This window comes from Duganella hordei, from assembly GCF_040369125.1.
GTDB classification, from domain to species: domain Bacteria; phylum Pseudomonadota; class Gammaproteobacteria; order Burkholderiales; family Burkholderiaceae_D; genus Rugamonas; species Rugamonas hordei.
This window is the reverse complement of record NZ_BPWI01000001.1, coordinates 733,597-747,452: the sequence shown is the minus strand read 5'-3', so window position 1 is coordinate 747,452 and position 13,856 is coordinate 733,597. Positions and strand designations below refer to the sequence as shown.

13 protein-coding genes are annotated in these 13,856 nt (G+C 66.3%); 7 read left to right on the top strand and 6 right to left on the bottom strand.

Features of this window, described 5'->3' with window-relative positions; translation table 11 throughout:
• Genes ABWW33_RS03175 through ABWW33_RS03155 form a run of 5 tightly spaced genes read left to right on the top strand, consistent with a single transcriptional unit; the run spans position 1 to position 3,773 of the window.
• Entirely contained in the window at positions 1 to 243 is a 243-nt protein-coding gene (locus ABWW33_RS03175) for an acyl carrier protein (RefSeq protein WP_176650834.1), read from the top strand.
• Positions 240 to 1,073 carry a hydrolase 2, exosortase A system-associated gene (locus ABWW33_RS03170; protein WP_176650833.1) on the top strand — a complete coding sequence of 278 codons (834 nt, stop codon included), beginning with the start codon at positions 240 to 242 and terminating at the stop codon, positions 1,071 to 1,073. The genes ABWW33_RS03175 and ABWW33_RS03170 overlap by 4 nt, the downstream gene beginning before the upstream one ends.
• Positions 1,070 to 1,903 carry a hydrolase 1, exosortase A system-associated gene (locus ABWW33_RS03165; protein ID WP_176650832.1) on the top strand — a complete coding sequence of 278 codons (834 nt, stop codon included), beginning with the start codon at positions 1,070 to 1,072 and terminating at the stop codon, positions 1,901 to 1,903. Before ABWW33_RS03170 ends, ABWW33_RS03165 begins: the two co-directional genes overlap by 4 nt.
• The gene (locus ABWW33_RS03160) at positions 1,897 to 3,147 is read left to right on the top strand and encodes a glycosyltransferase (RefSeq protein WP_353398759.1); all 1,251 of its coding nucleotides are present in this window, start codon (positions 1,897 to 1,899) and stop codon (positions 3,145 to 3,147) included. Before ABWW33_RS03165 ends, ABWW33_RS03160 begins: the two co-directional genes overlap by 7 nt.
• Positions 3,144 to 3,773, top strand: coding sequence for a tetratricopeptide repeat protein (locus ABWW33_RS03155; RefSeq protein WP_176650830.1), 630 nt, complete (start codon positions 3,144 to 3,146; stop codon positions 3,771 to 3,773). The genes ABWW33_RS03160 and ABWW33_RS03155 overlap by 4 nt, the downstream gene beginning before the upstream one ends.
• A 2-nt stretch (positions 3,774 to 3,775) precedes the next feature.
• Here ABWW33_RS03155 and prsR read toward each other — a convergent pair whose 3' ends face one another.
• From prsR to ABWW33_RS03140, 3 genes are read right to left on the bottom strand one after another with little or no spacing between them, the layout of a single operon-like run.
• Positions 3,776 to 5,122 carry a PEP-CTERM-box response regulator transcription factor gene (prsR, locus tag ABWW33_RS03150; protein WP_176650829.1) on the bottom strand — a complete coding sequence of 449 codons (1,347 nt, stop codon included), beginning with the start codon at positions 5,120 to 5,122 and terminating at the stop codon, positions 3,776 to 3,778.
• 19 nt (positions 5,123 to 5,141) lie between these two features.
• Complete coding sequence (gene prsK, locus ABWW33_RS03145) at positions 5,142 to 7,127, bottom strand: XrtA/PEP-CTERM system histidine kinase PrsK (RefSeq protein WP_353398754.1); 1,986 nt, start codon at positions 7,125 to 7,127, stop codon at positions 5,142 to 5,144.
• The gene (locus tag ABWW33_RS03140) at positions 7,127 to 8,509 is read right to left on the bottom strand and encodes a TIGR03013 family XrtA/PEP-CTERM system glycosyltransferase (RefSeq protein WP_353398751.1); all 1,383 of its coding nucleotides are present in this window, start codon (positions 8,507 to 8,509) and stop codon (positions 7,127 to 7,129) included. The genes prsK and ABWW33_RS03140 overlap by 1 nt, the downstream gene beginning before the upstream one ends.
• A gap of 197 nt (positions 8,510 to 8,706) precedes the next feature.
• Between ABWW33_RS03140 and nadB the strand changes: the two genes are divergently transcribed.
• Complete coding sequence (gene nadB / locus ABWW33_RS03135; protein ID WP_353398748.1) at positions 8,707 to 10,320, top strand: L-aspartate oxidase; 1,614 nt, start codon at positions 8,707 to 8,709, stop codon at positions 10,318 to 10,320.
• A gap of 9 nt (positions 10,321 to 10,329) precedes the next feature.
• Positions 10,330 to 10,869: a GNAT family N-acetyltransferase gene (locus tag ABWW33_RS03130; RefSeq protein WP_353398745.1), complete on the top strand. Its 540-nt coding sequence runs from the start codon at positions 10,330 to 10,332 to the stop codon at positions 10,867 to 10,869.
• On the opposite strand, the gene ABWW33_RS03125 is transcribed toward ABWW33_RS03130, so the two are convergent.
• The 3 genes from ABWW33_RS03125 to nadA all read right to left on the bottom strand — a co-directional run bounded on the left by ABWW33_RS03125 (position 10,866) and on the right by nadA (position 13,784).
• On the bottom strand, positions 10,866 to 11,660 hold the full coding sequence (locus ABWW33_RS03125; protein WP_353398742.1) for a PEP-CTERM sorting domain-containing protein: 795 nt from the start codon (positions 11,658 to 11,660) through the stop codon (positions 10,866 to 10,868). The two genes, ABWW33_RS03130 and ABWW33_RS03125, sit on opposite strands and share 4 nt — an antisense overlap.
• A gap of 115 nt (positions 11,661 to 11,775) precedes the next feature.
• Positions 11,776 to 12,642 (bottom strand): carboxylating nicotinate-nucleotide diphosphorylase, encoded by an 867-nt coding sequence (gene nadC, locus ABWW33_RS03120; RefSeq protein WP_353398739.1) that lies wholly within the window; start codon positions 12,640 to 12,642, stop codon positions 11,776 to 11,778.
• Complete coding sequence (nadA, locus tag ABWW33_RS03115) at positions 12,639 to 13,784, bottom strand: quinolinate synthase NadA (RefSeq protein WP_353398736.1); 1,146 nt, start codon at positions 13,782 to 13,784, stop codon at positions 12,639 to 12,641. The genes nadC and nadA overlap by 4 nt, the downstream gene beginning before the upstream one ends.
• Between the last annotated feature and the right edge of the window lie 72 nt (positions 13,785 to 13,856).

Sequence of the window (13,856 nt, the reverse complement as noted above, 5' to 3'; positions counted from 1 at the left end):
ATGTCCCGTATCGACCAGGTCAGCCAGATCCTGCGCACCACACTCGGCCTCGGCGCCATGCCGTTGAAGGCGGACACGCCTTTGCTCGGCAGCCTGCCGGAACTTGATTCGATGGCGGTCGCCAACCTGATCCTGGCGCTGGAGATGCAATACAGCATCGCCGTCGAGGACGATGAAATCAGCGCCAGCCATTTCGCCACCGTCGGCACGCTGGCCGCTTTCGTCGAAGGCAAGCTGGCATGACGATCCACGCGCAGCGCGCCCATGCCCTGCCGTTTTTCCTGACGGCGGCGGTGGGGGAACGCTTTTGCCTGTATCACCAGCCTGATCCGGATGTCCCCGAGCGCGGCGCCATCCTGTACGTCCACCCTTTTGCCGAGGAACTGAACAAGAGCCGTCGCATGGCGGCGCTGCAAGCCCGTGCCTATGCCCGCGCCGGCTACGGCGTGCTGCAGCTGGACTTGTACGGTTGCGGCGACAGCAGCGGCGACTTTTCCGACGCCCGCTGGCACAGCTGGCTGGACGACCTGGCCTTGGGCTGGCAATGGCTGGCCCAGCGCGGCAGCGCGCCGCGCTACTTGTGGGGACTGAGGCTGGGCGCGCTGCTGGCCCTGCAGTTTGCCGCGCGCGCGCAACCGGCGCCGGCCGGCCTGGTGCTGTGGCAGCCGGTCATCAGCGGCCGCGCGCACCTGAACCAGTTCATGCGCATGCAGAGCGCGGCGCGCATGTTCGGCGCGGCCCCACCTGCGCAGCCGGCCGACGGCGGCGATGTCGGCACCGAAGTCGCCGGCTACCGGCTGGCGCCGGAATTGATCGAAGCGATCAAGCAAACCGACGCATCCTTTGCGCCGCCCTGCCCGGTGCAGTGGCTGGAACTGGCGACGCCGCCGGCCCCGCCCGCGCTGCAACCGGCCTCGGCGCTGCTGATCGAGCGCTGGTCGCGCGCCGGCGCGTACATCGACGCATTTGCGCTGGACGGCGAACCGTTCTGGGCCACGCCGGAAATCACCGAGGTGCCCGGATTGCTGGCCGCCACGCTGAACGCCATGCCGGTGCTGGCGGAACGCTCATGAACTGGCAGCGCCGCGTGGTGCAGTTTACCTGCCACGATAGCTGGCTGGTCGGCGTGCTGCACCTGCCGGACGCGCCGCTGCCGCGCGGCCTGTTGATCGTCACCGGCGGCCCGCAATACCGTGTAGGCAGCCATCGCCATTTCGTGCTGCTGGCGGAACAGCTGGCCGCCGCCGGCATCCCCGTCATGCGCTTCGACTATCGCGGCATGGGCGACAGCGAAGGCGACCCGCGCGACTTTACGGCGGTCGACGACGACCTTTCGGCCGCCATCGGCCATTTCTTCAGCCTGCTGCCGGGGATGAAGGACGTCGTGCTGTGGGGATTGTGCGACGGCGCCACCGCCGCCGCCGGCTACGCCGCGCTCGACCGCCGGGTCGCAGGCCTGATCATGCTGAACCCCTGGGTGCGGACCGAACAAGGCCTCGCCCGCGTCACGCTGCGCCACTATTATGTGCAGCGGCTGCTGGACAAGGAGTTCTGGCGCAAGCTGGCCAGCGGCGCCGTCGGTGTCGGGCGCACGTTCAGCTCCTTTGTCCAGCTGGCCTCCGCCGCCCGCCAATCGCAAACGGCGTCGGACATGAATGTGCCCCAGCGCCTGTACCTGGCCTTGTCGCGCTATCGCGGCCCCTTGCTGATCGTCTTGAGCGGCGCCGACCTGGGCGCCAGGGAATTTTCGGCATTGCCGGCGCGGCATGCGCACTGGCGCAAGCTGCTTGCCGCGCCGCGCGTCCGCACGGAAACCATCCCGCAGGCCAACCACACCTTCGCCAGCAAGGCCTGGCGCGACGATGTCACGTCGTTGTGCAGAGACTGGATCGCATCATGGTGAAGCGCGTGCTGATGATCGCCTATCACTACCCGCCGATGTGCGGCGGCAGCGGCATCCAGCGCACGCTGGCGTTCACCCAGTATCTGCCGCAATTCGGCTGGCAGCCGCTGGTGCTGTCGGTGCATCCGCGCGCCTACGAGGACGTCGGCGCCGGCCAACTCGACGGCCGGGTGCCGGTGCACCGCAGCTTTGCGCTCGACACTCAGCGCCACCTGGCCTTGCGCGGCCGCTATCCCGGCTGGCTGGCGCAGCCCGACCGCTGGATCTCGTGGTGGCTCAGCGCCGTGCCGGCCGGCTTGCGGCTGATACGCCAACACCGGCCGGACGTGATCTGGTCCAGCTACCCGATCGCCACCGCGCATCTGATCGCGCTCAGCCTGCACCGGCTCAGCGGCATTCCGTGGGTCGCCGACCAGCGCGACCCCATGGTCGACCTCGACTATCCGCCCGACGTGCGCCGCCGCAACATCCATCACTGGATCGAGCGGCAGGCAGCGACGCGCGCCGCCGCCGTGGTCTGCACCACGCCCGGCGCCTTGAGTGCCTTGGGGCAGCGTCATCCGCAAATGGACGGCAAGCGCATCGCGCTGATTGAAAACGGCTACGACGAAGGCAGCTTCATCGCGGCGGAGCTCGCGGCGCCGCGCCCGCCTGCGCCCGCCGGGCAGTTCCGCCTGCTGCACAGTGGCGTGATCTATCCGTCGGAGCGCGATCCGGCGCCGCTGTTCGCCGCCCTGGCCCGGTTGCAGGCCGACCAATACATCAACCCCGCCAGCTTCCGGCTGGTGCTGCGCGCCAGCGCCCACGACGACCATCTGCGCGACCTGATGCGGCGGCATCACGGTGTCGCCGAACTGGTCGAACTGGCGCCGCCGCTGCCTTACCGCGAGGCGCTGGCCGAAATGCTGGAGATGGACGGCCTGCTGTTGCTGCAGGCCGCCAACTGCAATGGCCAGATCCCGGCCAAGCTGTACGAATACCTGCGTGCCCGGCGTCCGTTGCTGGCCCTGACCGATCCGGCCGGCGACACCGCCGCCGCCCTGCGCCGGGCCGGCATCGACACCATCGGCAAGCTCGACAACGCGGCCGACATCGCCGGTTCGCTGATGCGCTTCCTGCGCCTGTGCCGCGAACGCAGGGCGCCGGTAGCTGCGCCGGCGCTGATCGCCAGCCACTCGCGCGGGGCCCGCACCGGCGAGCTGGCCACCCTGCTGGACCGTACCCTATATAAGGAGCAGTCATGAAACCTAGCCACTATCTACTCTGCGCGGCGCTACTGACGGCCGCGCATACCGCCATGGCGGCCGCCGAGGACTGCGGCACCTACGTCAAGCACGATCCCGGCGGCGACTACACCAATCCGGCCGACCGCGAAGGCCTGGTGGTGGTCGAGCAATACCATTTCACGCCGGAGGTCGAGCGCCTGGTGCGCGGCGCCACCGGTTCGCTGGGCGCCGACATCGGCTATGTGCTGGACCACTTCCCCAACCATCACCGCGCGCTGACCGCGATGACCAAGCTGTCGCTGCGCGACAAGAACCGCAAGCCCTACGGCGCCCACTACACGATCGACTGCTATTTCGACCGCGCGCTGCGCTTCCGGCCGGACGACGCGCGCGTGCACTCCATCTACGGCGGCTACCTGCTGGCGCTCGGGCAGAACGACGCCGCGCTGGAGCAGCTGCAGCAGGCGGCGAGCCTGGAACCGTCCAACGCCACGGCCTACTACAACCTCGGGCTGTTGTTCATGAAACGTAAGGACTATGACCGCGCGCTGGTCAACGCGCACAAGGCCTACGGCATGGGATTCCCGCTGCCGGGCCTGAAAAACCAGCTGGTGGCGGCCGGCAAATGGCGCGAGTCCGACTAGTTTTATTTCAAGCCGTGATGGTTCATCAAGTCGTACAAGGTCGGCCGGCTCACACCCAGCAATTCCGCCGCCCTGACGATATTGCCGTCGACCCGCGCCAGCGCCTGCACCATGACGCGGTACTCGGCCGCCTCGCGCGCCTGGCGCAGGTTGACGTTGGGCTCGTCGGCCGTGCTGTCCGGCAGCCCCAGGTCCTGCGGCGTGATTTGCGGCCCGTCCGCCATGATGACGGCGCGCCGCAGGCAGTTTTCCATCTCGCGCACATTGCCCGGCCACTGGTAGGATTCGATCGCCGCCAGCGCGTCCGGGCTGAAACTCAATATCTGCCGCGACTCGCTGGCGCAGAACTTGTTCTTGAAATGGTGGGCCAGCAGCGCGCAGTCGCCGACGCGCTCGCGCAGCGGCGGTATCGACAGCACGATTTCGCTGAGCCGGTAATATAAATCCTCGCGGAAGCGGCCGGACTCGGCCAGCGCCTTCAGGTTCTGGTGCGTGGCGCAGACGATGCGCACGTCGATGCTGATCTCGCTGCGCCCGCCCACCCGCTCGATCACGCGCTCCTGCAGGAAACGCAGCAGCTTGGCCTGCAGCGGCAGCGGCATGTCGCCTATCTCGTCGAGAAAGAAGGTGCCGCCGTGCGCCAGCTCCAGCTTGCCCAGCGTCTGCCGCTGGGCGCCGGTGAACGCGCCCTTTTCGTAGCCGAACAACTCGCTCTCCAGCAAATGCTCAGGAATCGCCGCGCAATTGATGGCGACGAAGCGCTTGTCGTGCCGCGGGCTCAAGCGATGCACGCCGCGCGCCACCAGCTCCTTGCCGCTGCCGGAGTCGCCCAGCAGCATCACCGTGGCCGACGACGGCGCCACCCGCTCGACGCTGCGGCACACCCGCAACATGCCGGGATCGCGACTGATGATGCCGGCCAGCGGCGAATCAGACTGGATCTGCATCATGCGCCGGTTTTCCTGCTGCAAGGCGTGCAGATAGAAGGCGCGCTCGATCACCAGGGCCAGCGTATCGGCGTCGAGCGGCTTCTGGTGGAAATCATAGGCGCCGGCGGCGATCGCCTTCAGCGCGTTGGCGCGGTCCTGGTTGCCGGACAACAGGATCACCTTGGTGTCCGGCGCGGCGGCCAGGATCTGCTGCAGCAGCGCCAGGCCCTCGGTGGCGCCGTCCGGATCCGGCGGCAGGCCGAGATCCATCGTCGCCACCGCCGGCTGATGGCGGCGCAGCTGCGCCATCGCCGATTCGCGGTCGTCGGCCACCACCACTTCGTAGGCGTCCAGGCTCCAGCGCAGCTGCTTTTGCAGGCCGGTATCGTCCTCTATCACCAGCAATTTTTGCTTGCCCATATACTCGCTACCTTATTGTTCAGGCCGCCGCAGCTTCCGCGTGCAGCGGCAAGATCAGCCGAAAAGTCGTGCCCAGCGACGGCGCGCTGCTCACTTCCAGCCGGCCGCCGATTTCCTTCGCATATTCCCGGCTCTCAAACACGCCTATGCCCATGCCGGCGGTCTTGGTCGATTCGAACGGCCGGAACAGCCGCTCGCGGATGAATTCCTCGCTCATGCCCTGTCCCGTGTCGCTCAGCTCGATCACGGCGAAGGCGTCGTTGCGCAGCAGCCGCACCGCCACGCTGCCGTGGCGCGGCGTGGCTTCCACCGCGTTCTGGATCAGGTGGCCGATCACCCGTTCCAGGCGCTGCCGGTTGGCCAGCACCATCAGGCCAGACGCGCGCAAGTCCAGCGCCGGGCGCGGCTCCAGCGTGGCGCACGCCTGCACCGTTTGCACCAGAAGGCTGTCCAGCTGCAGCGGCGCGCAGGGATCGGGCGCGTCGTCGCGGCGCAATTTCAGCAGCAGCGTCTTCATCTTGGCCAGCGAATGCGACAGCGTCTCCAGCATGTCCTCCTGGAAGGCCGGATTGTTCTTGTGGCGCTCCGCGTTCACCAGCAGCAGCGACAGCTGCGACACCAGGTTCTTCAGGTCGTGCACGACAAAGGTGGACATCCGGTTGAACGATTCAAACTGCCGCGCCACCGCCAGGTTGTCCGCCGATTCGCGATGCGCTAGGTAGCTGGCGGCCTGGCTGCCGGCGATCTTGAGCACGTCGCGCACCTCCCAGTTCATCAGCTGCCTGGTGCGCGGTTGCGCCAGGCAGACAAAGCCGAACAGCCGGCGCTCCAGCATCAGCGGCACCACCAGCCACATGCGCTCGTCGCCGGCCAGCCAGGCTGGTGGCGGCAGGCCGCCGTAGCGTTGCGGCGCGTCGCGCCATTCCTGCAGGTCGATCACCCAGCCGCGCGAGGCCAGCACGCCGCACAGCGCGCCGCCGGCCGGCTCGGCGTTCTCCGGCAGCGGCATGTTCCAGCGCGCCACGGCCTGATAATGCATCTCGTCGCGGCGGAGCCACAAAATGCCGGCCGGACTTTCCACCAACTCGGCCACGGCCTGTATCGCCCGCTCCGGCAACACGTCGCCGTGCTCGCCCAGCGCCCGCGTGAAGCGCTGCCATTCCTGCCGGTAATCGTAATGGCCCTGGTAGAAATGCTTGCTGATGAAGACCTTCAGGCGCGCCCGCATGGTGCCGGAAAACAGCACGCCGGCCAGCAGCAGCCCGGCGCCGAACAGACAGGCCTGCTGCATCAGCGTGCCCCACACGCCGCCGATGAAGCGCAGGTACCAGGCGCTGGCCGCCATCGCCCCCAGGTACAACGCCGAACCGAGCAGCGCAGCCGAACGGAACATGATCTGGCGCGACAGCTGCAGGCCGGCCGTCCACGCCGGGTTGCGCGCGATGGCCACCGCCAGCAGCGGCGCGCTCAAGGCGTTGACGGCGCCGCGCGCGGCCCAGATATCTTCATTGATGCGGCGGAACAGCAAGGCTTCGCTGTACAGGTAGAAATCGTAGGCGAACAAGGCGCCGATGCCGAGGCACGCGAACTTGATGCCCCAGCGCGCGTTGTCCGGCGTGTCCCGGTACAAATGCTCGACCAGCAGCATGCCCAGCACCGCCAGCCCGAGCCGGATGGCGATCACCGCCAGCATGTGCCGGCCATAGCCCGCCGCCAGTTCCAGCGCCGCCAGCGCGGCCACGGCGATCAGCCAGGCCCGCTGGCGCCAGCCGGCGCCGGCCAGCACCAGCAGCAGGACCAGCCATGCCGCCGTGCGCAAGGCCTCCAATGCGTTGACGCCGGCCGCCGCCGCGCCGGCCCAGGCGGCGGTCAGCAGGCAGGCGCCGCCGAAGGCGCCGGCATGGCGCCGCTTGCGCCAGCCTCCGCGCAACAGCAGCGAGGCCAGGATCAGATACGCCAGCACCGCACATCCATGACTGATGGCGGAAACCTGCTGCCAGGTCATCAACGGCTGCCCTTTCCAAACAACACCACCTGCACGGTATCGAGCAGTATCAGCAAATCGAGAAACAGGCTGTTGTTCTTGACGTAGTACAGGTCGTATTGCAGCTTGCGCACGGCGTCGTCGACCGAGGCGCCATAGCTGTAGCGCACCTGCGCCAGCCCGGTGATGCCGGGCTTGATGCTGTGCCGCACGTTGTAATAGGCGATCTCGCTGCACAGCTGCTCGACAAAATAAGCCCGCTCCGGACGCGGGCCGACAAAACTCATCTCGCCCTTGAACACATTCAGCATCTGCGGCAATTCGTCGATGCGCAGCTTGCGTATCCAATGCCCGACGCGGGTGACGCGCGGATCGTTGACCGACGCCCATTTCGGTTTGCCGTCCTGCTCGGCGTCGAGCCGCATGCTGCGGAACTTCAGCACCTTGAACAGTCGGTTGTCGCGCCCCACGCGCTCCTGCTGATAAAACACCGGCCCGCCGTCCTCGATGCGGATCGCCAGCGCGGTCAGCAGCATGATGGGCAGCGAGGCCAGGCAGATGGCGCCGCTGGCCACCAGGTCGAAGGCGCGCTTGACCGCCGCCCGCAACAAGCTCTGGTCGAAACCGCCGCCGAAGATCAGGTAGCTGGGCTGCAGCGAATCGATGCGGATCTGGCAGGCCTCGCGCTCGAAGAAGCTGGCGGCGTCGGTGACGGGCACGCCGCCCAGCGCGCACTCCAGCAGCTGGCGCACCGGAAACGCGCCATTGCGGCGGTCGCCGACCGAGACCACGATTTCGTCGGCCGCATAGCGCCGCGCCAGGGCCAGCAGCGACAGGTCGGCCGGCAGCAGCATGGCCGGCGGCACGCTGGAGAGCTCGCCCGCCACCGGCACGAAGCCGACCACCTTGAACTGGTGGAAGCCGACGCTGGACGCCGCCAGCTCCCAGCATTGGCGCGCGGTGGCGCCGTCGCCGATGACGATCAGCCGCTGCTCCATCATGCTCGACTGCGCCGAGGTGAACACCAGCAGCCGCGCCAGCAGCACCGCCGCCCCGCCCAGCACGAACACCACGCTGCCGAGCCGGCCGAACTGCGCCTCGGGCACCATGCTCGCCAGCAGGTTCAGCAGGCCGAAGCCCAGCACAAACGACGGCAGGATGCGCAGCAAGGTGCTCTTGATATCCTCCCTGGACTGGTTGTGCTGGTACATGCCCAGCGTGCCCATGCTCAGCACGACGACCAGCGCAAACGCCAGCGCCGGCAGGTACAGCTGGTCGGGGCCGTGTCGGCCCTTGAGCCACAGCGGCGCGCTGGCGACCGCGGCCGTCAACAGCACCAGCAACTCCAGCAACAACAGCATGAAGGCTATCTTGGACACATAGTGGTGGAATATCCTGATCACAATCTCTCTCCTGCGCCTGGGAACCGTTGTAACTAAGCGGCGTAACCAAGATGATGCTGAACAGTCGGAGCGCACGTGTTGAGCCGCCACAATCGCTGTACAGTTCTGCCTCAATACGGTGAAAAACAGCGCATATATGACGCGCTCATGACAAATGGTCTATAGTCATGGTTCTTTACCGTATCCAACACGTAATCATGAAATTTGACGTCGCAATTGTTGGCAGTGGACTGGCCGGTTTGTCGGTCGCCCTGCATCTGGCCGAAACGCGCACCGTCGCGATCATTTCCAAGCGCGCGCTGCTGGACGGCGCCAGCAACTGGGCCCAGGGCGGCATCGCCGCCGTGCTAGATTCCGGCGACAGCCACACCCAGCACATCGACGACACGCTGATCGCCGGCGGCGGCCTGTGCGACGAGAGCGCCACCCGCTTCATCGTCGAGCACGGCCGCGAGGCGATCGAATGGCTGATCGAGCAAGGCGTGCCCTTCACCCGCGACGAATCGGCCGAGATGGGATTCCACCTGACCCGCGAAGGCGGCCACAGCCAGCGCCGCATCATCCACGCGGCCGACGCCACCGGTCACGCGGTACAGGTCACCTTGGAAGAAAAGGTGCGCGCCCATCCGAACATCACCTTGTTCGAACATCACTGCGCGATCGACCTGATCACCTCGGACAAGCTGCATCCTGTCAAAAAAGGCAACGCCCAACCCAAGTGCTACGGCCTGTACGTGCAGGACGAGCTCAGCGGCCAGGTCCACACCTTCGCCGCCGAGCACACGGTGATGGCCACCGGCGGCGCCGGCAAGGTCTACCTGTACACCACCAATCCGGACACCGCCAGCGGCGACGGCATCGCCATGGCCTGGCGCGCCGGCTGCCGCGTGTCCAACATGGAATTCATCCAGTTCCATCCGACCTGCTTGTACCACCCGTACGCCAAGTCCTTCCTGATCACCGAAGCGATACGCGGCGAAGGCGGCGTGCTGAAGCTGCCGCCGGAAGCCGGCGCGGCTGCCGGTTTCCGCTTCATGGTGGCCCACGACGAGCGCGCCGAACTGGCGCCGCGCGACGTCGTGGCCCGCGCCATCGACTTCGAGATCAAGAAGCGCGGCCTCGACTACGTGCACCTCGATATCAGCCACAAGCCGGCCGAGTTCCTGATCGAGCACTTCCCGACCATCTACGCGCGCTGCCTGGAACTGGGCATCGACATCACCAAGCAGCCGATTCCCATCGTGCCGGCCGCGCACTACACCTGCGGCGGCGTGGTCACCGACCTGATGGGCCGCACCGACCTGCCCGGCCTGTACGCGGTCGGCGAAACCGCCTGCACCGGACTGCACGGCGCCAACCGCCTGGCCAGCAACTCGCTGCTGGAATGCGTGGTGATCGGCCGCGCCTGCGCCACCGATATCGCGGCTAAGGAAAAAGGCGAAGTACCCTACCTGCCGGACTGGGATGAAAGCCGCGTCACCGACGCCGACGAGGAAGTGGTGATCGCCCACAACTGGGACGAGCTGCGCCGCTTCATGTGGAATTATGTCGGCATCGTGCGCACCACCAAGCGGCTGGAACGCGCTCAGCACCGCATCGCGCTGCTGAAGGAAGAAATCGACGAGTACTACCAGAACTTCCGCATCACGCACGACCTGCTGGAGCTGCGCAACCTGGTTGACGTGGCCAACCTGATCGTCAACAGCGCGCTGCAGCGGCGCGAGAGCCGCGGCCTGCACTTCAGCCGCGACTATCCGGAGACGCTGCCGAAAGCCCTGCCGAGCATCCTGACTCCGTCGCGCCGCAAATAGGAGAGCCCCATGCCCACAGTGCGCCTGGCCACGCCGGCCGACATACCCGCCATGGAGGCGCTGATCGCGCGTTCCGGCATCGAGTTGAGCGAAGGGTTTTACACCAAGAGGCAAGCGCAGGCGGTGACGCAGCATGTGTTCGGCGTCGACACCCAGCTGGTCGCGGACCAGACCTACTTCCTGATTGAAGACGATGCCGGCAAGCTGCTGGCCTGCGGTGGCTGGAGCAAGCGCAGCACGCTGTTCGGCGCCGACCGCACCAAGCAAGGCGCCGACCCCTTATTGGATCCGGCGACCGAGCCGGCCCGCATCCGCGCCTTCTTTGTCGATCCGTCGGCGGCCAGGCGGGGACTGGGCCGCCTGCTGCTGACCCACTGCACCGACGCGGCCGCGGCCGGCGGTTTCCATACGCTGGAACTGGCCGCCACCATGCCCGGCGTGCCGCTGTACCTGGCCTGCGGATTCGAGGTGGCGGAACGCTTCGAGATCACGCTGCCGGACCAGGTGCAGGTGCCACTGGCCCGGATGCGCAAGTCTATCGCCGCTTAGGCGCTTTTCTTTCCGGCTTGCTTGCGGCGCTTGACGTAGCCCAGCAAGCCCAGGCCCGCCAGCATCATGCCGTAGGTCGTCGGCTCAGGCACCGGTGGCGCCACCGAACCAAAACCATCCAGATAGGCGTAGCCGGTATGTGCGGTCGGCTCGCAATCGGCCGCCAGCAGCGACAGCGTGAAGCTGTGGCCGGACAGCGATTTGTCGATGCTCAGCTGCTCGACCTGCCACTGTGGCGTGTAGAACAGATCGCCTTCCGAGGAGAAGCGCGCATCGACGCCGCCGCCGGTGTAGCCGGCGTTGTAGCTGCGGCTGATCAGCAGGTTGCCGGTGGTGTTATCGGTCAGCGTCAGCTTCATCACCGCCGATTCGTCCTCGCTATGGCCGCCGTTCTGCAGCACCGCTTTCCAGGCGAAGAAGATGTTGGCGTCGGTGTAGTTGTTGACCTTCTGGCTGATCACCGTGGCCAGGCCGCCGTCGGTGGTGTCTTCCGCGCGGTAGGCATATTTGCCGCTGTACACGGTGGTGCCGATCAGGCTGCCCAGATTGGGGTCGACGTAGCTCTGGTCGATGACGGCGCCGCGGACGCCGTCATCCGAGTTCAGGCTGCCGCCCGGCAGGAAGTCCGCCGGCGACAGGTCGGTGTTCGAACTGCCGTAACGATAGCCGCCGCCGGTGGTCCAACCGGCAGTGGTACCCGTTTCGAAGGCTCCGTTGATGAAGCCACCCGCCTGCGCCGCGCCGGTCAGGCCCAGCATTGCCACTACACCCGCAATGAATTTCAATTTCATCTCTCTCGCTCCATGGTTGTTGATGCCAAAAAAACAAGCGAGAGTATATTATTTTTAAATCATTATTTTTTGATAATTTCAATCGTGCGCGGGTGGTTTCAACAATGAAACTGGATTAACCAACAATGCGTAAAGAATAATCCGTGGCGCGGACATCCTTGGTCAGGCTGCCGATCGAGATGCGGTCGACGCCGGTCTCGGCGATGGCCCGCACGGTGTCGAAATTGACGCCGCCCGAACCTTCGAGCAAGGCGCGGCCGGCATTGATCCGCACCGCTTCGCGCATCATGTCCAGGCTGAAGTTGTCCAGCAGGATGGACACGGCGCCCGCTTCCAGCGCCTCGTTCAGCTCTTCCAGGTTTTCCACTTCCACCTGTATCGTCACGCCCTTGTCGAGGCGCTTGGCCGCCAGCACCGCGTTGGTGATGCCGCCGGCCGCGGCGATATGGTTTTCCTTGATCAGGATGCCGTCATACAGCGCCAGGCGCTGGTTCTGGCCGCCGCCCACGCGCACCGCGTACTTCTGTGCCAGCCGCAGGCCGGGCATGGTCTTGCGCGTGTCGAGGATGGCGGCGCGGGTGCCGGCGATCACGTCCACATACTTGCGGGTGACGGTCGCCACGCCCGACAGCAGCTGCAGGAAGTTCAGCGCGCCGCGTTCGGCCGTCAGCAGCGCGCGCGCGGGGCCTTGTATCGTGCAGACCAGGCTGTCGGCCTTCATCAGATCGCCTTCGGCGTACTGCCAGTCGATCTCGATGCCGGTCTGCATGCAGTTCATGACGCCTTCGAACCACGGCGCGCCGCACAGCACGGCCTCTTCACGCACGATCACGCGCGCGGTGGCGCGGCCGCCTTCCGGCACCAGCAGGCCGGTCAGGTCGCCGCTGCCGACGTCCTCCAGCAGCGCCGCCAGCAGATTGGCTTCGAAAGCGGATTTCAGCGCGTCGTCGAACGGCGCGAATTTATTCACCAGAGTACTCATGCCGGACCGATTCCCGAAAACAGTTTAGCTTCTTTCGCCAGGTCGGCGCCGGGCTGCACCCGGGCTTTTTTCGCAGCGGCGAAATCGAGCATGCGGTTGATCGAGGTGACGGCCTGCTTGCCCACTTCCGGATCGACGTGAATTTCGTTGGCGCTGCTGCTGTCCATGTTTTCCAGTACGTCGGCCAGGTTTTGCAGGCCGTTCATCGCCATCCACGGGCAGTGCGCGCAGCTCTTGCAGGTGGCGCTGTTGCCGGCGGTCGGCGCTTCGATGAAACGCTTGCCCGGCGCGGCGGCGCGCATCTTGTGCAGGATGCCGTTGTCGGTGGCGACGATGAAGGTGTCCGCGTCCGATTCGACGGCGGCGTTGATGATCTGCGTGGTCGAGCCGACCACGTCGGCCAGCGCCACCACGTTGGCCGGCGATTCGGGATGCACCAGGATCTTGGCGTGCGGGTACTGGGCCTTCAGCAGTTCCAGCTCGACGCCCTTGAATTCGTCGTGCACCAGGCAGGAGCCCTGCCACAGCAGCATGTCGGCGCCGGTTTGCTTCTGGATGTAGCCGCCGAGATGCTTGTCCGGCGCCCACAGGATTTTCTTGCCCTGCTCGTGCAGGTGCTTGACGATGTCCAGGCCGATCGACGAGGTCACCATCCAGTCGGCGCGCGCCTTGACGGCGGCGCTGGTGTTGGCGTACACCACCACGGTGCGATCCGGGTGGGCGTCGCAGAAGGCGGCGAATTCGTCGGCCGGGCAGCCCAGGTCCAGCGAACAGGTGGCGTCCAGGTCCGGCATCAGGATGCGTTTTTCCGGGCTGAGGATCTTGGCGGTTTCGCCCATGAAGCGCACGCCGGCGACAACCAGCGTCTTGGCCGGATGGTCGCGGCCGAAGCGCGCCATCTCCAGCGAATCGGAGACGCAGCCGCCGGTTTCCTCGGCCAGGTCTTGCAGGTCGGCGTCGACGTAGTAGTGGGAAACGAGCACCGCCTGCTTTTCCTTCAGCAGGCGCTTGATGCGTTCCTTGAGGGCGACGCGTTGCTCGGCGGATGGCGTGGCTGGCGTGCGCGCCCAGGCGTGGGCGGTGCAGCTGGCGCCGTCTTGCGGATGCTCGTACTCGACGGCTTTGATCTCTATGGTTTGCATATTGTTCGGTTATTCGTAAAACGTGAGACTAGACTATGGCACATTGCGAAAAATCCCGCTTGGGGCGGGATT

Bases quoted from the DNA above. Each gene is read 5' to 3' on its own strand.
- prsR (WP_176650829.1), bottom strand. From the start codon at position 5,122: ATGGGCAAGCAAAAATTGCTGGTGATAGAGGACGATACCGGCCTGCAA.
- ABWW33_RS03165 (WP_176650832.1), top strand. From the start codon at position 1,070: ATGAACTGGCAGCGCCGCGTGGTGCAGTTTACCTGCCACGATAGCTGG.
- prsK (WP_353398754.1), bottom strand. From the start codon at position 7,127: ATGACCTGGCAGCAGGTTTCCGCCATCAGTCATGGATGTGCGGTGCTG.
- ABWW33_RS03125 (WP_353398742.1), bottom strand. From the start codon at position 11,660: ATGAAATTGAAATTCATTGCGGGTGTAGTGGCAATGCTGGGCCTGACC.
- ABWW33_RS03175 (WP_176650834.1), top strand. From the start codon at position 1: ATGTCCCGTATCGACCAGGTCAGCCAGATCCTGCGCACCACACTCGGC.
- ABWW33_RS03155 (WP_176650830.1), top strand. From the start codon at position 3,144: ATGAAACCTAGCCACTATCTACTCTGCGCGGCGCTACTGACGGCCGCG.
- nadC (WP_353398739.1), bottom strand. From the start codon at position 12,642: ATGAGTACTCTGGTGAATAAATTCGCGCCGTTCGACGACGCGCTGAAA.
- nadB (WP_353398748.1), top strand. From the start codon at position 8,707: ATGAAATTTGACGTCGCAATTGTTGGCAGTGGACTGGCCGGTTTGTCG.
- ABWW33_RS03160 (WP_353398759.1), top strand. From the start codon at position 1,897: ATGGTGAAGCGCGTGCTGATGATCGCCTATCACTACCCGCCGATGTGC.
- ABWW33_RS03130 (WP_353398745.1), top strand. From the start codon at position 10,330: ATGCCCACAGTGCGCCTGGCCACGCCGGCCGACATACCCGCCATGGAG.
- ABWW33_RS03170 (WP_176650833.1), top strand. From the start codon at position 240: ATGACGATCCACGCGCAGCGCGCCCATGCCCTGCCGTTTTTCCTGACG.
- nadA (WP_353398736.1), bottom strand. From the start codon at position 13,784: ATGCAAACCATAGAGATCAAAGCCGTCGAGTACGAGCATCCGCAAGAC.